Genomic DNA, 17567 nt, shown 5'->3' with positions numbered 1-17567 from the left:
CCGCGCGCAGGATGGGAGTGAGCGCCGGACGACTCCGTGATCGGGGTGAGGAATCCGGCGGATGCTCGGACGTGAGCTGAAAACACTGTAACTATAGCAATGTTTTGTGCGTTGTACATCACAAATTTTTTCGGGCGTGCCCCCGAGCACCCGCCGTCGGCCTCAGTAGAGCGATTCGCCGCCGTCCACCACGAGATTCGTCCCGGTCACGAAGGACGAGTCGGGACTTGCGAGATACAGTGCCGCAGCAGCCATGTCGGCCGGCGTTCCCGCCCGGCCCATGGGCACGGTGGCGGCCCGTTCCTCGAAGAGGCTGTTGCGATCCTGCGTGAGCGGTGTCGCGGTGATACCGGGAGACAGGGCGTTCACGCGCACGCCGGTGGAGGCGAGTTCGTACGCGGCCAGGCGCACGAGCTGGTTGAGTCCCGCCTTCGCCGTACCGTAGGGCACGAGGGAGGGCCGCGCGCCGAGCGCCCGGATCGACGAGACCACGACGATCGAGCGGTTCTCCCCTGCGCGGTCGACCATCGAGCGGGCCGCGGCCTGCACGCACAGGAAGGTTCCCGTCAGGTTCAGGTCGATGCAGTCCTGCCACTGCTGACGGGTGAGATCGAGGAAGGGAACGACGGTACCGCTGCCGGCATTGGCGACGAGCACGTTCAGCGGCCCGTTCCGGTCCTGCGCCGTGTCGAACATCGCGGCGATCGAGTCCGCGTCGCGGATGTCGGCGACGACGCCCGTCACGCGCGCCGCGTCGCCGCATCGGGTCCGCAACCGTTCGACCGCGTCGTCGAGCACCTGCGGCCGCCGGGCGGCGAGGGTGAGCGTGCCGCCCGCGTCGAGCAGACGTTCCGCGATGCCGTAGCCGATACCCTCGCTTCCGCCTGTGACCAGGACGTGCTGCCCGGACAGGGGGTGCGCGTTCGTGTTGTGCGCCAACGATTCGTAGGTGGGTGTGTTCTGGGTCATAGGAGTGGTATAGCATCAAACACGCGAAACATACATATATTTGTAAAGTAGCCTCATCGAGGGGCCGCCATCCCTATACTCGGCGGCACGCTCACCCCGCTCGGACGAGTGCGGGAACCCGCTTGAAACGACGAGGACACCATGACCCGCAACATCACGAGCTCGCAGTCGGACACCGCGGCGCGCCGGCGCGCGGTGGCGATGACCCGGCACGAGAAGGTCTCGCGCACCGTGGCCCGGATGGTGGCCAAGGAGATCGCCGACCGGCAGCTCGCCCCCGGATCCGCCCTCGAGGCGGAATCCGAGATGGCCCGCCGTTTCGGCGTCGGACGCGCCTCGGTTCGAGAGGGACTGCGTCTGCTCGAGGCCCAGGGCCTGGTGACCGTACGGCAGGGACTCGGCGGCGGCCCGATCGTCTCCGAGCCGTCGGGCAGCGAGTTCGGGGACACCCTGTCGATGTATCTGCAGGCGAAGGGCGTCAGCTTCCGCCAGGTCGCCGAGGCGGCACTCGAGATGGAAGGACTCGCGGCCGCGATGCTCGCCGACCGTGTCGCCGCCGGCGAGAAGGTCGACCTCGACGCACTGGCCGGCAAGCGCATCTCCACGGACATGACGGACGAGGAGGTCACCGAGGCCGCCGTCGGGTTCCACGAGACCCTGCGGGAGCTGTCCGGCAACTACATCCTCACTCTCACGGGCTCCGCGCTCGCCCACATCTACACCGATCGGATGCTCGAGGCACATCCCCAGGTGTGGAGCGAGGAGGAACGTCAGAGCTTCGAGAGTCCCCACCAGGCGATCCACGACGCCATCGCCGCAGGCGACCCCGAACTCGCCCGCCGCCTCGCGCGCGAGCACATGCGCGACGTGATGGACAACCTCTCCTCAGTGAATCCCCGGATGCTGGACGAACGCGTGGACTGGCGCTGACCACTCCCTCCGGTTCGATCGGCATCCGGGTCCCCCACCCGTGACCTGAACATCGTCCGTCCGGCGGCCACCGCGGCCGCCGGACGGACGCTGCAGGTCGTCGCACCCAGCCGGAGACCTGCGTGTCATCGAAACCTGTCATCCGCCGTGACCGTTCGCGCGGTCGCTCCCCTCTCCCCCGCGCCGGTCTGGCGGTCGCCTTCGCCACCGTCGGCGTGTTCATGGGCATCGGAGTGGTGAGCCCCATCCTCCCGACCCTGGCCCTCGAACTCGGTGGGTCACCGGCCCAGGTGTCCCTGCTGTTCACCAGTTACATGGCGGTGATGGGACTGGCGATGGTGGCCACCGGCTGGATCTCCAGCCGGATCGGTATGCGCACGACCCTGCTGGTCGGGCTGGCGGTCATCGCGCTGGCCGCCCTCGGATCGAGCCTGTCGTGGACGGTCGGGCAGATCGTCGGCTTCCGCGCCGGCTGGGGTCTCGGGAATGCCCTGTTCGTCGCGACCTCCCTGGCTGCGATCGTGGCGGCGATGCCCGGTGAGCGTTCCCGGGCGATCACGTTCTACGAGGCGGCGGTGGGCGCGGGAATCGCCACGGGCCCGTTGCTCGGTGGACTGCTGGGGCAGATCTCGTGGCGCGCGGCCTTCCTCGGATCGGCCGCGCTGGTCGTCGCCTCGTTCGTCGTGCTGGTGGCGATTCTGCCCCCCGCCCCGCGCCCGGCGGCTCCGACCTCGCTCACCGCCCCGTTCCGCGCCCTCGCGCATCGGGGGTTGTTCTCGGTGGCGGTGGTATCGCTGCTCTACCACCTCGGTCTGTTCACGCTGTTCTCCTACGGCCCGTTCGTCCTCGGATACTCGTCGACCCGAATCGGTTTCGTGTTCTCCGGATGGGGCCTGTGCCTGGTCTGCGCCTCCGTCCTTCTGGCACCTCGACTGCAGTCGACCGTCGGGGCGGTACCCACCGTGGCCACGGCACTGGTGTCGTTCGCCGCCACCCTGGCCCTGGTCGCGGTCTTCGTCGACGACCGGGCCGTGGTCACGGCCTGCATCGTCGTCTCCGGCCTGTTCGTCGGCCTGCTCAACGCATTGGTGACGGAGATCGGGATGCACGTCTCGACGGTGGACGGCGCCACCGTCGCGGCGAGCTACAGTTTCGTCCGTTTCGGTGGTGGCGCCTGCGCGCCGTGGCTGGCCGGATGGCTCGGCCAGACCACCGAGCCGTGGGTTCCCTTCGCAGCCACCGCGGCCGCGGCGTTCCTCGGTCTGGGCGCTCTCGCACTCGGCGGGCGACTGCTGCCGTCGCGGCGGCGTACCCGGACGGAGCCCACCTCCGAACCGGTGCCGACCGAAGGGTGACGCGGGCCACTTTCCGCGGTACACTCACAACCATCCTAAATATGGGCATGTTTATGTCCACCCGACATGAACTCTCCTGCAGGAGAGTCGCTCCCAGCACCGCACCGAAAGGCTTCGTCATGAGTGAACACACCCCCGGATCCGGCTCCGTCGTGGTCACCGGCGGCACCGGCGGTCTCGGCACCGCCGTCACCGAACGTCTCCTCGCGACCGGCGCCCGTGTGGTCGTCCCGTGGTACGACGAGGCCGAGGTCGATCGGCTCACCCCGCACCCCGATCTCCTGCTCGTCAAGGCCGACCTGTCCGACGAGAACGACGTCGAGCGCGTGATCTCCCTTGCCGCCGAGGACGACTCCCGTCCCATGACGGGGTTGGTCAACCTCGTCGGCGGGTTCCACTCCGGCAGCCGCGTGCACGAGACCCCCGTCGACGTGCTCGACGCCCAGCTCTCCCTCAACCTGCGCATCGCCTACCTCGTCACCCAGGCCGCGCTGCCCGAACTCATCCGGCACGGCGGCGGATCGATCGTGTGCATCGGGTCGGCCGCTGCCACGAGCCCCTTCCCCGGCGCCGCCGGCTACATCGCCTCCAAGGCCGCCGTCGCCGCGCTGGTGCAGAGCATGGCCGTGGAGTACGCCCCCGACTCCATCCGCGTCAACGGCCTGGTGCCGTCCATGATCGACACCCCGGCGAACCGACAGGCCATGCCCGACGCCGACACCTCCTCATGGGCGCGCCCCACCGACATCGCCGAGGTCATCGCGTTCCTCCTGAGCGACGCCTCCCGCGCCGTGACCGGCGCTCTCGTCCCGGTCACCGGCAGCACCGCTGCCCGCTGACCCCGCCGCCGTCCGATCCCAGGGACGGACGACGAGACCCCGCGGTTCCGGATTCCGCGCCCGGCCGCGGGGTCTCGTGCTGTTCGGCTCAGCCCACGGTCGCCGGCGACCGCACCCCGAGCCGATCCGCCAGGGCCGCCAGATTCTCCCGCCGCTGCGCGAGGGTGGCGCCCTTCCAACCCGCGTCGGCCCACACGACCAGATCGTCGAGTCCGTGCTCCCGGTAACGGTGGAGATCCGACGCCGTCGTCTCCTCGGTGATCTCGACACGCACATAGCACGGGAAATCCGCATTGCCGTCGATCTCCCGGCGGTGCCGACGCAGGGTACCCACCAACTCCACCGCCTCCTCGAAGGTCGGTGTGCCCGAGGAGATCCACGCATCGCCGAGACGTGCTGCGCGGGCGAGGGCACGAGGCCCGTTGCCGCCGTAGACGACCGGCACCGTCACCGGCCGCGGGTGCAGCCGTACCTCGTCGAACCGGTAGTGGGCACCCTCGTGGGCGAACGACTCGCCGCCCCACGCCTTACGCAGGATCTCCACACACTCGTCGGTGCGGGCGAACCGCCGGGTGAAGGGCACGTCGAGGGCGGTGAACTCCTCCTCGAGCCAGCCCGAACCGATCCCGAACAGCAACCGTCCACCGCTGAGTTCCTGCAGGGTGATCGTCGTACGGGCCGTGTGCAGGGGGTGCCGGAGGGCGGTGACGTAGACGGCTGTGCCGAGCATCAGCCGTTGCGTGCACGCCGCGATCGCGGCGTGCAGGGCGAGCGGGTCGGTGAGTTCGGTGGTGTCGTCGACGATCGGCCCCGAATGGTGCTGGCGGGTGCCTGTCGACGGGTGCGCGCTCCCGTACGAGATCGGGTGCAGCACGTGCTCCCCGAGCCACAGGGCGTGGAATCCGAGTTCGTCCGCGGCGCGGGCCAGGTCGAGCGCGTCGTGCGGGGTGATGCCGTAGGTGCACAGTCCGACAGTGGGCACGTTCTCTCCTCGTGGTGGCGAAACGACGACGGGGCACGCCGGGCGGCTCGCGCCACCGGACGTGCCCCGTCGGTGTGTACGGTCAGGCGGGCAGCAGGCCGAGAGCCCGGCGCGCGAGCGGCGCGACGAGTTCCCCACGCTGGCCCATCCGCGGATCGGTGGTCTCCCCCCGCACGAACCGCGCGTAGAGCTGCTGCAGGATGACCACGGTCTTCCAGCAACCGAAGGCCTCGTACCAGTCGATGCGCGACAGATCGAGATCGCTTCCGGCCGTGTAGCGCTCGACGATCTCGGCCCGCGACGGCAGGTCGAGGGCGTGCATGCCGGGCACCACGATGAACGCCGCGTCCGAGTCCGGGTCCACCGTCCGGTCCGGCCAGTAGTTGAGCAGGGTGCCCAGATCCACGAGCACGTCACCGGTGGTGGCCATGTCCCAGTCGAACACCGACTTCACCCGGTCCGGATCACCGTGCGGGAACTGGCAGTTGTCGACCTTGTAATCGTTGTGGACGATGCCGGCCCGCTGGCTGCCGGGCACGTCCGCGCGGATCCGGCGGCCGACCTCCTCCACGAGCTCGGCGACCTCCCGGTCGGAGGCGTACTCGGCGACGGCCTCCCACCGCGAGGACCACCCCGCGACCTGCCGTTCCAGATATCCCTCCGGCCGGCCGAGATCCGCGAGATCACACGACGCCGGATCGACGGCGTGCAGTTCGGCGAGCGCATCGACGACGGCGAACCCGATCCGCCGACCGGCGTCCGGATGCTGTGCCATCGACTCGGGGATCTCGTCCCACACGACGACCCCCTCGCGGTACTCGGAGGCGAAGAACTCCGCACCGACGACGGAGGTGTCCGCACAGTGCAGCAGCGCCCGCGGGGCGCGGTCGTACGCGCGGTACAGCCGCGACAGGACGCGATGCTCACGGGCCATGTCGTGGGCGCCGCGCGCGATCTTCCCGAAGGGGGGACGGCGCACCACGAGCAAGCGGTCACCGAACGCCACCCGGTAGGTCAGGTTCGCCGAGCCGCGGGGGAACTGCAGCACCGAGAACTCGCCGTCGAGATCGTCGAGGTGGGTGCGCAGGTAGGCCTCGAGGGCAGCCCAGTCCAGCTCCTCCCCCGGCCTCACGGGCGCGACCTCGACGCGCGGCTCCTCCACCTCCCCGGCGCGCGGCCGCGCTGCGAGGTCGGTCATCACTGCACCCCCAGCGCCGGCAGCCCGAACTTCGCTTCCGCCGCGGCGTTCTGCGCGAGCAGATGCCCGGTCGGGAACAGGCCCTCGGCCGGCGTGGCGGTCTTGAGCAGCTGCTTGGCGATCTGCTGCTTGTGCAGCTCGGTGGCGCCGTCCGCCAGGCCCATGTGGTAGCTCTCGAGCAGCCACTTGCCGAACGGCATCTCGGTGGAGATGCCGAGTGAGCCGTGCAGCTGGATCGCCCGGGAGACGACGTTGTTGAGGACCTTCGGCATCACCATCTTCACGGCGGAGATGTCGGCGATGACCTTCTTGTAGTCGTCGAGCCGGTCGATCTTCCAGGCGGTCTGCAGCACGAGCAGGCGGAACTGTTCGAGATCGACCCACGATTCGGCGATCATGTCCTGCACCATCTGCATGTCCGCGAGGGAGCGACCGCGGGTCTGCCGCGACACGGCGCGTTCGAGCATCATCTCCAGCGACGCCTTGACCAGGCCGACGGTACGCATCGCGTGATGGATGCGGCCACCGCCGAGCCGGGTCTGGGCGACGGCGAAGCCCTCGCCCTCCTCCCCGAGCAGGTGGTCGGCGGGCACGCGCACGTCGGTGTAGCGGATGTACGCGTGGGTGCCCTCGGATTCCTGGTGCCCCCACACGCTGACGTTCCGGACGATCTCGATGCCCGGGGTGTCCATGGGGACGACGAACATCGACGCCCGCTTGGTGCGCGGGGCGTCGGGGTCGGTCACGGCCATCACGATGAGGAACGACGAGAACCGGGCGTGCGAGGAGAACCACTTCTCACCGTTGATGACGTAGTGGTCGCCGTCGCGGACGGCGCGGGTGACGAAGCTCGTCGGGTCCGAGCCGCCCTGGGGTTCGGTCATCGAGTAGCAGGAGACGATGTCGCCGTCGATGAGCGGCTGCAGGTAGCGTTCCTTCAGTTCGGGTGTGCCGTAGTGCGCGAGGATCTCCGCGTTGCCGGAATCCGGTGCCTGACAGCCGAACACGACCGGGCCGCTGTGGGTGGCGCCGAGGATCTCGTTGAGCAGCGCGAGCTTGAGCTGCCCGTAACCGGGGCCACCGAGCTTCGGGCCGAGATGGCACGCCCACAGGCCCTTCTCCCGCACGATGTCCTGCAGCGGGCGGATGAGCTTGTTGCGCGTCGGATCGGTGACGTCCCACGCGTGCTCGATGACGCGGTCGACGGGGGCGACCTCCTCCTTCACGAAGGTCTGCACCCAGTCCAGCTTCTCCTGGAACTCCGGGTCGGTTTCGAAATCCCATGCCATGTCGATCGTCTCCTAGCGTTGGTGAAAGTTCTCGTCGGTGGGACGGGTCAGCGGGTGAGGACCGTGCACGCGCTGATGCCCGGAGCCCCGTACACATGGGTGAACCCGACCTTGGGGTCGCCCGGGACCTGACGGGCGCCCGCCGCGCCACGCAGCTGCACGACGTTCTCGTAGACCTGCCGCAGGCCGGTCGCGCCGATCGGCTCTCCGTTCGCGAGGCACCCGCCGTCTGTGTTGACCGGGATCGAGCCACCGATCTCGGTGGCGCCGGACCGGATGAGCGTCTCCTGCTCGCCGTGCTTGCACAGACCCGTCTCGGCCAGGTGCATGATCTCCGCGCCGGCCTCGGTGTCCTGGATCTGCGCCACGTCGACGTCGCTCGGGTCGATCCCGGCGGCTTCGAACGCGGCCCGGGAGGCGGTCACCGTCGGCCCGTCGGCCCGTTCGGGTGAGATCCACGGGCTGAACACCTCGAACGATCCGAACAACCGGGACCGCAGCTCGGCGGCCTCGAGGAAGACCGGGGTGTCGGTGTAACGGTGGGCGTGGTCGGCGCGGGCGAGCACCAGCGCGACCCCGCCCTCGGCCGGGGAGCAGAACATGTACTGGGTGAGCGGGTCGTTGACCATCGTCGCGCCGGCGATCTCCTCTTCGGTCAGAGGGGTGCGGCGCCAGGCGTGCGGGGCGAGCGAGCCGTTGCGGAACGCCTTGGCGGCCACCGTCGCCAGCAGCGACTTCGGCAGCCCGTGTTCGACGAGGTACCGCTGGATCTTCATGGCGAAGAACTGGGTGGTGACCATCATCCCGGACTCGCCGTACCAGCGGCCGAGCCCGTTGTCCTCGGGACGAGGGTTGAACGCACCGCGGGGATGCTTGTCGAACCCGACGACGAGGCCGAGATCGGACTCGCCGGAACGGATCCGGCTCACCGCCGAGGTCAGCGCGCTGCCACCGGTGGCGCATCCGTTGGACACGTTGACGAACGGCAGGCCCGTCAGGCCCAGGGTGGACACGAGGGTGTCTGCGTTACCCGCGGAATCGCTGCCGCCGTAGGCGAACTGGATGTCCTTGAACTCGACTCCGGCGTCGGCCATCGCCTGCCGGGCCGCGTAGGCGCCCTGTTCGAGACCGCTCACACCCTCGGTGCGGCCGAACCTGTGGATGCCGATACCGACGATCGCGACCTTCATGCCGCCTCCTCCTTGCTCGGTGCGAATGCGAAGGTGACGACCTCGGTGCCGTCGTCGTCGACGTGGTTGACGATGCTGCACAACCGCATCGGCATCCCGATCTCCAGCGACTCCGGATCGTTCACGGTGAGCCGGGACTCGACGATCACGTCACCGAGATCGATGTAACCGACCCCGAAGGGGGTGAACGGTTCGGTGTGCAGGAACGGCTTCTTCGGGGCGAAGGACTGCACGGTGTAGGACCAGAGCACCCCTTCGGTGGGCAGTGCCTCGGGGTTCATCTCCGCGGCCCCGCAACGGGGGCAGCTGTGCTGGACCGGGAAGGTGACGGTCGCGCAGCGGGCGCAACGGGCACCGCGCAGCGCGCCGTTCGGATCGTCGTCGACGAACAGGACCGGATCGATCGGGCGGGTGGATGTCGTGGTCACGCGTCCTCCTCGGTTCCGCTGCTCGCGCGCTCGGTATCGATCTCCCATACGGGCAGGACCACAGGGTTTCCGGCCGCGTCCTCTCCGAGGTCCTCGAAGGTGCAGCGGACGGGGGTGCCGGCGGTGACCTCGGCACGGCCGGGCAGGTTGCCGATCAGGCGTACGCCGTCCTCCTCGCCGTCGAGGTCGACGACGATCACCGTGTAGGGCACGGGGAACAGCGGATGGACCTGGTGTTCGACGACCGTGTGGCTGTAGACCGTGCCGGTGTGCGGGGCCGGGGTCCACGACACGTTCGTGCTGCCGCAGTGCACACAGCGCGGACGCGGCAGGTGGATACGCCGGCCGCAGTCCTCGCAGGTGAGGATCTCGATGCGGCGCCGCGCGGCGGCGGAGAAGAAGCCGGCGCTGCCCCGTTCGGTGACGAGCGGGCGGAGTCGGGGGGTATCGGGGGTGGCCGCGGTCGCGGCGGGCGCGGCGCTCATGCCGCCACCAGGAGCAGTGCGGACGCCGCCGGCGGCGGGGCCGAGGTGACGAGGGAGACCTCGGCGCCCTCGACCTGACTGGTGGAGGTGCCGCGGATCTGCCGCACCCCTTCGACGACGTGGTTCATTCCGTGGATGTATCCCTCGGACATGTGTCCTCCACTGGTGTTGATCGGGATGGACCCACCCAGGTCGATCTGGCCGTCGGCGAGGAAGTCCCCGGTGTCGCCGCGCTTGCAGAAGCCGTAGTCCTCGAGCTGGATGAGGGCGGTGATCGAATAGCAGTCGTAGATCTGGGCGACGTCGACGTCTGCTGGCCCGAGCCCCGCACGGCTGTAGAGCGTGTCCTGGCATTCACGTGAGGGCAGCACGGTGATGTTCTCGCGCATGAGCGTCGGGTACATCAGACCCGGCTGCGGGTGCCGGCAGGTCGACATCGCGACCGAGCGGATCAGCGCCGGGGGCTGGCGCAGGTCCTTGGCGCGTTCGGTGGTGGTGACGACGACCGCAGCGGCGCCGTCGGTCTCGAGGCAGTAGTCGAACAGGCGCAGCGGTGACGACAGCATCCGCGAGGCGAAGTAGTCGTCGAGGGTCATCGGCCGGTCGTACATCTGGGCGGCCGGGTTGGCGTTGGCACGCTTGCGGGTCACCAGCGCGATCTGCGCGAGCTGTTCGGAGGTCAGGCCGGTCTCGGTCATGTAGCGCTGGGCCATGAGCGCGAAGTACTGGCCGGACGAGAGCAGCCCGTAGGGACCGAAGAACTCCTCGAAGGTCTCGTTGCCGCCCACCTCGGGGGTGACGACCGGGGAGAGACCGAAACGGCGGCCGGAGCGGCCGTTGAGCGAGCGGAAGACGACGACGGTGGTCGCCTGGCCGCTCATGATCGCGGCGACGGCCTGGGCGACCATCGCGGCCGGACCGGAGCCACCCGGTCCCGCTTCGCCCCAGTAGGTCAGATGCGGTACGCCGAGGCCGTCGGCGAGCGCCGCGCACGAGACCAGGTCCATGTCGTTGCGGACGACGCCGTCGACGTCGGCGGGGGTCAGGCCGGCGTCCTCGAGCGCCGCAGCGGCGGCCTCGACGGCGAGCGCCGTGACGGACACGCCGGAATCCTTGGAGAACCGGGTGGTCCCGATTCCTGCGATGGCACAGGCATCCCTGCGCCAGGTCGGGTCGGTGGACATGTGTGGGTCACCTCTGTCTAGTGGGTCAGTTCGCGGTCAGGCCACCGTCGGCGGCGATGGCCGCGCCGGTCACGAAGGACGCGTCGTCGGAGAGCAGGAAGGCCACCACCGACGCCATCTCCGCGGGATCCGCGGAGCGGCCGAGCGCGGTGTTCTCCACGACCCGGCTGCGGGTCGGCTCCGGTTCCGGTCCCTGCAACGCCTGCGAGTTCACCCGCAGCCCGGTGCGGACGAGGCCCGGGCACAGGCAGTTCGCGCGGATGTTGCGGTCGGCGTAGCCCATGGCGATCGACCTGGTGAGCTGCAGGACACCGCCCTTGGACGCGTCGTAACCGGGGGTGTTCAGATTGGTCGCCACCAGTGAGGCGACCGACCCGACGGTGACGATCGACCCGCCCCCGGCCTCGAGCAGGTGCGGCAGCGCCGCGCGCAACGGCAGGAAGGTGCCCGTGAGGTTCACCCGGAGGATGCGTTCCCAGTGGGCGAGGTCCATCTCGTGCAGCATCGCGGTGCCGTTGACACCGGCGCACGTCACCACCCCGTCGAGGCCGCCGAACTCGGCGACCGAGGCGGCCATCGCTTCCTCCACCGAGGTCTCGTCGCCGACGTCACAGCGCAGACCCAGGGTACGGGCGCCGGTGTCGGCGACCGCGGCGGAGACCGATTCGGCGGCCTCGCCCCGTGCGTCGGTCACGGCGACCAGGGCGCCCTCGGCGGCGAGGCGGTGGGCGACGGCCTCCCCGATTCCGCTGCCGCCACCGGTGACGAAGATGCGGCGTCCTTCGAGGCGGCGCAGCCCTCGGGCGGTGTCGGGACGGGTTTCGTTGTCCAGAGTTGTCACAGTCGAACTCCTGCGTCGACCGGCAGTGCCACGCCGGTGATGAATCGTGCCTCGTCGGAAGCCAGGAACAACACGGCGTTGGTCATGTCCTGAGTGGCGACCCAGCCGATGCCCATCGGATTGCGCCCCTTCGAGCGCTCCCACAGATCGTCCGGCCCGGGAGCCTCGAGATCGGGGGCGAAGATCCGGAAGGTTGCGTCGTTGTGCAGCATCGGGGTCTCGACGGCACTGGGATTGACGGTGTTGACGCGGATCCCGTGCGGCCCGAGTTCGGTGGCGAGGGTGCGCATCAGGCCGACGACACCGCTCTTGGAGGCGTTGTAGTGCCCGATGTTGGCCGAACCGAGCATCGCCTGGATGGAACTGGTGATGACGATGGAACCGCCGCGACCGGCCCGGATCATCTCGGGGACGACTGCCCGGACGGTGTGGAACACACCGGTGAGGTTGACGTCGAGCATGTCCTGCCATTCGGCGTCGCTCAGCTCCCAGGTGGGCCGGAAACCGACGATGCCCGCGTTGGCGCAGACGATGTCGATGTGGCCGAAGGTGCCGATCGCGTCGGCCACGGCGGCGTCCAGCTGCGCCTGGTCGCGTACGTCGGCGATCCGGGAGAGCACCCGGCGACCGGTCGCGGCGACCAGTGCCTCGGTCTCCTTCAGATCGTCCTCGGTGGCGAGGGGATACGGCACCGATTCGATGGGTGCGCACACGTCGAGGAGGACGACGTCGGCTCCTTCTTCGGCGAGACGCAGGGCGTGCGAGCGTCCCTGGCCGCGGGCCGCGCCGGTGATCAGCGCGACCTTGCCTTCGACTCTTCCCATGGGGTGACTCCTTCTCCGGCGATCCGGGGCTACTGGTTGAACAGGCGACCGAAGCGGGCCTTGAGGTCCTCGAGTGCTTCCGGCGTCATCGCCTCGGTGTCCTGCGGGGCGACCTTGTCCACGGTGGTGACCGACGAGGCGATGTTCGGCAGCACCGCGGCGTTGCGGAACGAGACGGCCTCCTGGCCGGCGGGCGTGATCATGTAGTTGGCGAGGACCTGTGCCGCGTTGGGATGAACGGCGTCGGCGAGGATCGCGGTGTACATGGGTGCGCCCCACACGACGTCCCCGAACGCCGAGTCGACGGGCGCACCGGTCTTCTGTTCGCTCTTCTGGTCCTGCACGAAGGCGGCGACGGCGATCTCACCGGAGGCGAGGGCCTGAGCCAGTGGCAGTGCGCTGGGGTAGATCCGCGGCTTCTGGGCGGAGAGCTTCTCGAGGAATCCCTCTCCCCCGACCTGTTCGAGATAGCTGTCGTAGAAGTCGACGTGGGCGGTCGAGGTGGGGGTGACGATGCCGATCTTGCCGTCGGCGAGGGACGGATCGAGCAGGTCGGTGTAGCTGTCGAGGCCGTCGGGGTAACGCTGGGTGTTCCAGCCGAAGGTCAGCACCGAGGCGTTGGTGACGAAGTAGCCGTCGTCGTCCATCAACGTCGCGACGTCGTATTCGCTCGCGGAGTCGGTGAAGGCGGGGCCGACCGGTTGGGCGAAGACACCGTTCGCGCCGTTCTCGACGGCCCAGGGCACGCTGGCCTGGGTGATCACGTCGGCGACACGGTTGCCCGTCTCCGCCTCCGCACCGATCTTCTGGTGCAGGTTCGCGTCGACATCTCGGACCACGTTGAGGCGGATGCCGTAGTCGGCCTCGAAGCGGCGTCCGAGTTCGGCGAGAGCATCGGCGGCGTTGGAGGAATAGATGGTGACCTCACCCTCCTGCTGGGCAGCCTCGACGATCTGCTGCCACGCCTCGTCACCGGCCGGGCCGGTGGCACCGACGGAGTCGGCGGTGATGCGGTCGTCGGCGTTGCTGCTACCGCCGCAGGCCGCGAGGGTCGCAGCGAGTGCGGCGGCGGTCAGGGCGGACAGGAAGGTGCGCCGGGACTTGATGGGGGTCATGTGGGGCTCCTGGTCGTCGGTCCGGTGGGGTTGCCGGGATCGGTCAGGGGGTGGAGGTGCGGCCGCCGTCGACGGGGATCACTGCACCGGTGGTGTAGGTGGAGCCGGGTCCGGCGAGATACAGTGCAGCCCCGACGATCTCGCTGGGGTCACCGGCACGCTGGAGCGGCATGGCACGGAACAGTTCGTTGGCCGAGTCCATGTCCCAGGCCTTGCTGATGTCGGTGAGGAACGCACCGGCCATGATGGTGTTGACCCGCACCGTGGGACCGTAGGCCTGCGCGAACCCCTTGGTGAGGGTATTGAGTCCGGCCTTGGCGGCCGCATAGGGCAGGTCGGTGGTCATCGGCCGCTCGGAGGCGATCGAGCTGATGTTGATGATGGATCCGCCGTCGCCGGCCGCCATGCGCGGTCCGACGAGGGCGGTCAGACGGAAGGCGCCCTTGAGGTTGACGCCGATCACCTTGTCGAACAGCTCCTCCGAGACCTGGTCGAGGCTCGGATACAGCGGGGCCATCCCGGCGTTGTTGACGAGGACGTCCAGGTGGCCGAATTCGTCGTAGACCCGGTCGACGACGGGTTCGTGGGCGTCCCAGTCACCGACGTGGAGAGCGAGCGGGAGAGCCTTGCGGCCGGTGGTCTCGGCGACCTCCGCGGCGAGTTTCTCGCAGCTGTCGACCTTGCGGCTGACGATGACGACGTCGGCTCCGGCCTGCGCGAAGGCAAGCACCATCTCGCGGCCCAGACCGCGGCTGCCGCCGGTGACGAGCGCGACCTTTCCTTCGAGAGGACGGGGATGCGTGGTCATGGGGGCTCCTGTCGATGTGGTCGGCGCGGGGCGCCGGACGGGGGTGGGAAGGTACGGCGGGACACCGGCGTCGCGGGCGCGACGTCGGGATCGGTCCCGGTGCGGATCAGGTGGCGGGGTCGAGGGGGACGAGGGCCTTGCCGGTGGCGGTGCCGTCGAGCATCCCGACGAAGGCGTCCCATGCTCCGGAGATGCCGCCGGGGAACTCGGTGTGGACGGGCCGGATGTGTCCTTCCCGCACGAGGGTGGCCATCTCGTCCTCGAACTCCTCGCGGGCGTCGAGGTGGTCGGCCAGCAGGAAGCCCTCCATGCGGGCGCGGCGCCAGATCAGCCGGAGCAGGTTGCGGGGGCCGGGCACGGGCTCGGCGGAGTTGTAGAGGCTGATCATCCCGCACAGGGCGATGCGGGCGTGGTCGGCCAGGACCCGGATCGCCGCTTCGAGCTGTTCGCCACCGACGTTGTCGAAGTACACGTCCAGGGCCGTAACCCCGGCCTCGGCCATGGCCTCGCGCAGCAGGTCCTTCGCCGGCCCGTCGTGGTGGTCGAACGCCGCGTCCGCTCCGAGGTCGCGCACGAGTGCGACCTTCTCGGGCGACCCGGCGCTGCCGATCACCACGGCGCCGCGTCGTTTCGCCAGCTGGACGGCGGTCGAACCGACCGCGCCGGCAGCGGAGGAGACGAACACGACGTCCCCGGCACGGACCTGCGCGATCCGGTCGATCCCCACCCAGGCCGTCATGCCGGGGATACCCAGCACGCTCAGGTGCACGGCGGCGGGCAGGTCGGCGTGCCGCAAGCGGCGACAGTCGGCCACCGGGACGAGGGCCTCGGTGCGCCAGCCGAGATCGTGGAGGACGTGGGCACCGACCGGGAGCGCCGGGTCGTCGGACTCGGTGACGATCCCGACGGTCGGTGCGAGCATCGGCTCCCCCAGTGCGTAGGGCTCCGCGTAGGTCGCCTCACCGCCCATCCGGCCCCGCATGTACGGCTCGACCGACATGACGAGGTTGCGGACACGGACCCGGTCCGGGCCCCGCTCGGCGAGCGGGGAGTCGACCAGTTCGACGTCGCTCGGCCGGGGCCGGCCGCTCGGGCGGGCACGCAGGACCCATTCGAGTCGCGTGGCCGTGGTGGTGGGGTGAGTGCTCACGGAAGAACCTGTTCTGTGCGGAAGGCGTTGCCGGGCGGGTCAGCCCGCGAGTCCCGCGGTGATCTGTTCCACGAGGTCGCGGCGCACGAGCTTGCCCGTGGGGGTGCGGGGCAGGTCGTCGGCGAAGACGACATCGTCCGGCGTCCGCGAGCCGCGCAGACGCGCGCGGCACCAGGTGCGGATCTCCTCGGGGTCGTCGTGGTCGTCGACCGACGGGACGATCACGGCGCAGATCCGCTCACCCCACTCGTCGTCGGGGGTGCCGATCACCGCGACCTCGCGGACGTGGGGGTGATGGGCCAGCACGTCCTCGATCTCGGCCGGGGCGATGTTCTCGCCCCCGCGGATGATGGTGTCGTCCGCGCGGCCCCCGATGTAGAGATAGCCGTCCTCGATTCGGGCGCGGTCGCGGGTGGGGAACCAACCGTCCTCGTCGAGCACCGAGCCGTTGCCCATGTACTCCCCACTGACCTGGGCACCACGTACCCACAGCAGTCCCGTCTCCCCCTCGGGGAGCACCCGGGTCCCGTCCTCGGACCGGATCTGGGCCTCGACCCCGGGAACGATCCGTCCCGTCGACGAAAGACGTCCTCGCAGTTCGGGGTTCGCGAAGGCTTCACGGTGGTCCTCGGGACCGAGGACCGCGATGGTCGAACTGGTCTCGGTCAGTCCGTAGGCGTTGACGAAGCCGGTGTTCCCGAACGCCGCGAGTGCCCGCTCGAGGACGGGCTGCGGCATCCGCGCCCCTCCGTAGGCGAGCGATTCGAGTGTGGGGCACTCGGCGGGCGCACCGTCGAGGTGGTCGACGATGCGCGCGAGCATGGTGGGGACGACCATCGCACTGGTGACCCCTTCGCGCCGGACGACGTCGAGCCAGCCCTGCGGGGTGAAGTCGGGGAGATACACCATGCGCCGACCCGAGTAGACGTTGCTCAGCACGGCACCGAGACCGGCGATGTGATAGGGGGGCGTACTGACCAATGCAGCCTGTTCCTCTGCAGCGGAACCGAATTCGACGGTGTTGATCAGGTACGACAGCAGGTTGCGGTGCCGGAGCAGCACACCCTTGGGGGCCGAGGTGGTACCGGAGGTGAACAGGACGACCGCGGTGCCCTCGTCCTCCGAGCGGTCTCCCGCGACAGGTTCCGTCTCGCCTGCGAGGCGGAGGAATTCGTCGGTCGAGAGGATGCGGTGCCGGCATCCGGCGAGCTTGTCGACGTATTCGGCGTCCGCCACCACCACCGGATCGCCCAAGCGGTCGATCAACTCGAGCAACTGATGGGACGGAAGGCGGTAGTTCAACGGCGCCAACGGGATACCGGCTCGCGCGGTGGAGAACATCAACACCGGCAGCACCGGCCCGTTGACCCCCACGAACACGAGGTGGCGCGCGCCGAGCTCGCCGATCAGTCCCGCCCCCCGCGAGGCGAGTTCGTCGAGTTGCCGATAGGTCGTGCCACCCTGTCGCGAACCGGTCGCGATCCGCCCGGGGGTAGCGGCAGACGCCATGTCGAGAACCATCCCGATGCCCATGTGACCACCTGTCTGTAGATACCTAGTGCCGTACGAGAAGAGACGAAGGGATCGGACCTCGTGCCCCCCGGATGCGGAATGTCGTCCACACCCCTCACGAGACCGTGTGATGCACACCATAGCAATTATGCCAATATTTGTGAAGGTATCGGCAGAAGTTTTTCGGCAGCCCTCTCACCAGCAGGAATGTGAGACACGCCCCATGCCTCAGGGCAACGACGCTCCGTTCCGAAGGGCATGGCATACTGACCGCGACAACTGAACAGCCACCGAACCGCGGCGGGAGAGTCCCGCATGCGCGGGCGCCGAAGGAGCAACCTCCCCGGGAATCTCTCAGGCCCCCAGACCGCCGACGGCGAGGCTCCTCTGGAAAGCAACTCGATTTCGAGTTCACCGACGGTGTAGGCGGATCCACGTCCGCGAAAGCTCTCAGGTCCGATGACAGAG

17 protein-coding genes and 1 riboswitch are annotated in these 17567 nt (G+C 69.2%); of the genes, 3 read left to right on the top strand and 14 right to left on the bottom strand.

The features are described 5' to 3' along the window. Positions 1-162: 162 nt before the first annotated feature. On the bottom strand, positions 163-969 hold the full coding sequence (locus tag OED52_RS10130; RefSeq protein ID WP_264154494.1) for an SDR family NAD(P)-dependent oxidoreductase: 807 nt from the start codon (positions 967-969) through the stop codon (positions 163-165). 141 nt (positions 970-1110) lie between these two features. Between OED52_RS10130 and OED52_RS10125 the strand changes: the two genes are divergently transcribed. The 3 genes from OED52_RS10125 (at position 1111) to OED52_RS10115 (ending at position 4093) form a co-directional block, all read left to right on the top strand. After that, a complete protein-coding gene (locus tag OED52_RS10125; protein ID WP_264154493.1) occupies positions 1111-1899 on the top strand; it encodes a FadR/GntR family transcriptional regulator in 789 nt (262 codons plus the stop codon). 122 nt (positions 1900-2021) lie between these two features. Beyond that, positions 2022-3254, top strand: coding sequence for an MFS transporter (locus OED52_RS10120; protein WP_264154492.1), 1233 nt, complete (start codon positions 2022-2024; stop codon positions 3252-3254). 119 nt (positions 3255-3373) lie between these two features. Beyond that, on the top strand, positions 3374-4093 hold the full coding sequence (locus tag OED52_RS10115) for an SDR family NAD(P)-dependent oxidoreductase (RefSeq protein ID WP_264154491.1): 720 nt from the start codon (positions 3374-3376) through the stop codon (positions 4091-4093). 88 nt (positions 4094-4181) lie between these two features. On the opposite strand, the gene OED52_RS10110 is transcribed toward OED52_RS10115, so the two are convergent. The 13 genes from OED52_RS10110 to OED52_RS10050 form a co-directional block, all read right to left on the bottom strand. After that, positions 4182-5075 (bottom strand): TIGR03619 family F420-dependent LLM class oxidoreductase, encoded by an 894-nt coding sequence (locus OED52_RS10110; protein ID WP_264154490.1) that lies wholly within the window; start codon positions 5073-5075, stop codon positions 4182-4184. A gap of 82 nt (positions 5076-5157) precedes the next feature. Next, positions 5158-6273 (bottom strand): phosphotransferase family protein, encoded by a 1116-nt coding sequence (locus OED52_RS10105; RefSeq protein ID WP_264154489.1) that lies wholly within the window; start codon positions 6271-6273, stop codon positions 5158-5160. Next, on the bottom strand, positions 6273-7562 hold the full coding sequence (locus OED52_RS10100) for an acyl-CoA dehydrogenase family protein (protein WP_264154488.1): 1290 nt from the start codon (positions 7560-7562) through the stop codon (positions 6273-6275). Before OED52_RS10100 ends, OED52_RS10105 begins: the two co-directional genes overlap by 1 nt. Before the next feature lie 47 nt (positions 7563-7609). Beyond that, complete coding sequence (locus tag OED52_RS10095; protein ID WP_264154487.1) at positions 7610-8752, bottom strand: thiolase family protein; 1143 nt, start codon at positions 8750-8752, stop codon at positions 7610-7612. Then, entirely contained in the window at positions 8749-9180 is a 432-nt protein-coding gene (locus OED52_RS10090; protein ID WP_264154486.1) for a Zn-ribbon domain-containing OB-fold protein, read from the bottom strand. Before OED52_RS10090 ends, OED52_RS10095 begins: the two co-directional genes overlap by 4 nt. Then, positions 9177-9665, bottom strand: coding sequence for a Zn-ribbon domain-containing OB-fold protein (locus OED52_RS10085; RefSeq protein ID WP_264154485.1), 489 nt, complete (start codon positions 9663-9665; stop codon positions 9177-9179). The genes OED52_RS10090 and OED52_RS10085 overlap by 4 nt, the downstream gene beginning before the upstream one ends. Further along, on the bottom strand, positions 9662-10849 hold the full coding sequence (locus OED52_RS10080) for a thiolase C-terminal domain-containing protein (protein ID WP_264154484.1): 1188 nt from the start codon (positions 10847-10849) through the stop codon (positions 9662-9664). Before OED52_RS10080 ends, OED52_RS10085 begins: the two co-directional genes overlap by 4 nt. A 25-nt stretch (positions 10850-10874) precedes the next feature. After that, positions 10875-11690 carry an SDR family NAD(P)-dependent oxidoreductase gene (locus tag OED52_RS10075; protein ID WP_264154483.1) on the bottom strand — a complete coding sequence of 272 codons (816 nt, stop codon included), beginning with the start codon at positions 11688-11690 and terminating at the stop codon, positions 10875-10877. After that, positions 11687-12514, bottom strand: a complete 828-nt coding sequence (locus OED52_RS10070; protein ID WP_264154482.1) for a mycofactocin-coupled SDR family oxidoreductase — start codon at positions 12512-12514, stop codon at positions 11687-11689. The genes OED52_RS10075 and OED52_RS10070 overlap by 4 nt, the downstream gene beginning before the upstream one ends. A 29-nt stretch (positions 12515-12543) precedes the next feature. Next, complete coding sequence (locus tag OED52_RS10065) at positions 12544-13629, bottom strand: ABC transporter substrate-binding protein (protein ID WP_264154481.1); 1086 nt, start codon at positions 13627-13629, stop codon at positions 12544-12546. 43 nt (positions 13630-13672) lie between these two features. Then, on the bottom strand, positions 13673-14437 hold the full coding sequence (locus tag OED52_RS10060) for an SDR family NAD(P)-dependent oxidoreductase (protein WP_264154480.1): 765 nt from the start codon (positions 14435-14437) through the stop codon (positions 13673-13675). A gap of 106 nt (positions 14438-14543) precedes the next feature. After that, entirely contained in the window at positions 14544-15587 is a 1044-nt protein-coding gene (locus OED52_RS10055; protein ID WP_264154479.1) for an NADP-dependent oxidoreductase, read from the bottom strand. Between the two features lie 39 nt (positions 15588-15626). Further along, a complete protein-coding gene (locus tag OED52_RS10050) occupies positions 15627-17120 on the bottom strand; it encodes a class I adenylate-forming enzyme family protein (protein WP_264154478.1) in 1494 nt (497 codons plus the stop codon). 270 nt (positions 17121-17390) lie between these two features. After that, positions 17391-17479, top strand: a riboswitch (glycine riboswitch). Positions 17480-17567 lie beyond the last annotated feature (88 nt).

Origin of the sequence: Rhodococcus sp. Z13, assembly GCF_025837095.1 — a bacterium.
Taxonomy (GTDB): domain Bacteria; phylum Actinomycetota; class Actinomycetes; order Mycobacteriales; family Mycobacteriaceae; genus Rhodococcus; species Rhodococcus sacchari.
The sequence above is the reverse complement of the archived record's forward strand: the minus strand, read 5'-3'. Positions and strand labels throughout refer to the sequence as shown.

What these genes read in the sequence shown, in the direction of transcription:
- OED52_RS10065 (WP_264154481.1), bottom strand. Translation starts at nt 13,629, where the DNA reads ATGACCCCCATCAAGTCCCGGCGCACCTTCCTGTCCGCCCTGACCGCC.
- OED52_RS10115 (WP_264154491.1), top strand. Translation starts at nt 3,374, where the DNA reads ATGAGTGAACACACCCCCGGATCCGGCTCCGTCGTGGTCACCGGCGGC.
- OED52_RS10125 (WP_264154493.1), top strand. Translation starts at nt 1,111, where the DNA reads ATGACCCGCAACATCACGAGCTCGCAGTCGGACACCGCGGCGCGCCGG.
- OED52_RS10085 (WP_264154485.1), bottom strand. Translation starts at nt 9,665, where the DNA reads ATGAGCGCCGCGCCCGCCGCGACCGCGGCCACCCCCGATACCCCCCGA.
- OED52_RS10050 (WP_264154478.1), bottom strand. Translation starts at nt 17,120, where the DNA reads ATGGGCATCGGGATGGTTCTCGACATGGCGTCTGCCGCTACCCCCGGG.
- OED52_RS10070 (WP_264154482.1), bottom strand. Translation starts at nt 12,514, where the DNA reads ATGGGAAGAGTCGAAGGCAAGGTCGCGCTGATCACCGGCGCGGCCCGC.
- OED52_RS10095 (WP_264154487.1), bottom strand. Translation starts at nt 8,752, where the DNA reads ATGAAGGTCGCGATCGTCGGTATCGGCATCCACAGGTTCGGCCGCACC.
- OED52_RS10060 (WP_264154480.1), bottom strand. Translation starts at nt 14,437, where the DNA reads ATGACCACGCATCCCCGTCCTCTCGAAGGAAAGGTCGCGCTCGTCACC.
- OED52_RS10080 (WP_264154484.1), bottom strand. Translation starts at nt 10,849, where the DNA reads ATGTCCACCGACCCGACCTGGCGCAGGGATGCCTGTGCCATCGCAGGA.
- OED52_RS10130 (WP_264154494.1), bottom strand. Translation starts at nt 969, where the DNA reads ATGACCCAGAACACACCCACCTACGAATCGTTGGCGCACAACACGAAC.
- OED52_RS10100 (WP_264154488.1), bottom strand. Translation starts at nt 7,562, where the DNA reads ATGGCATGGGATTTCGAAACCGACCCGGAGTTCCAGGAGAAGCTGGAC.
- OED52_RS10105 (WP_264154489.1), bottom strand. Translation starts at nt 6,273, where the DNA reads ATGACCGACCTCGCAGCGCGGCCGCGCGCCGGGGAGGTGGAGGAGCCG.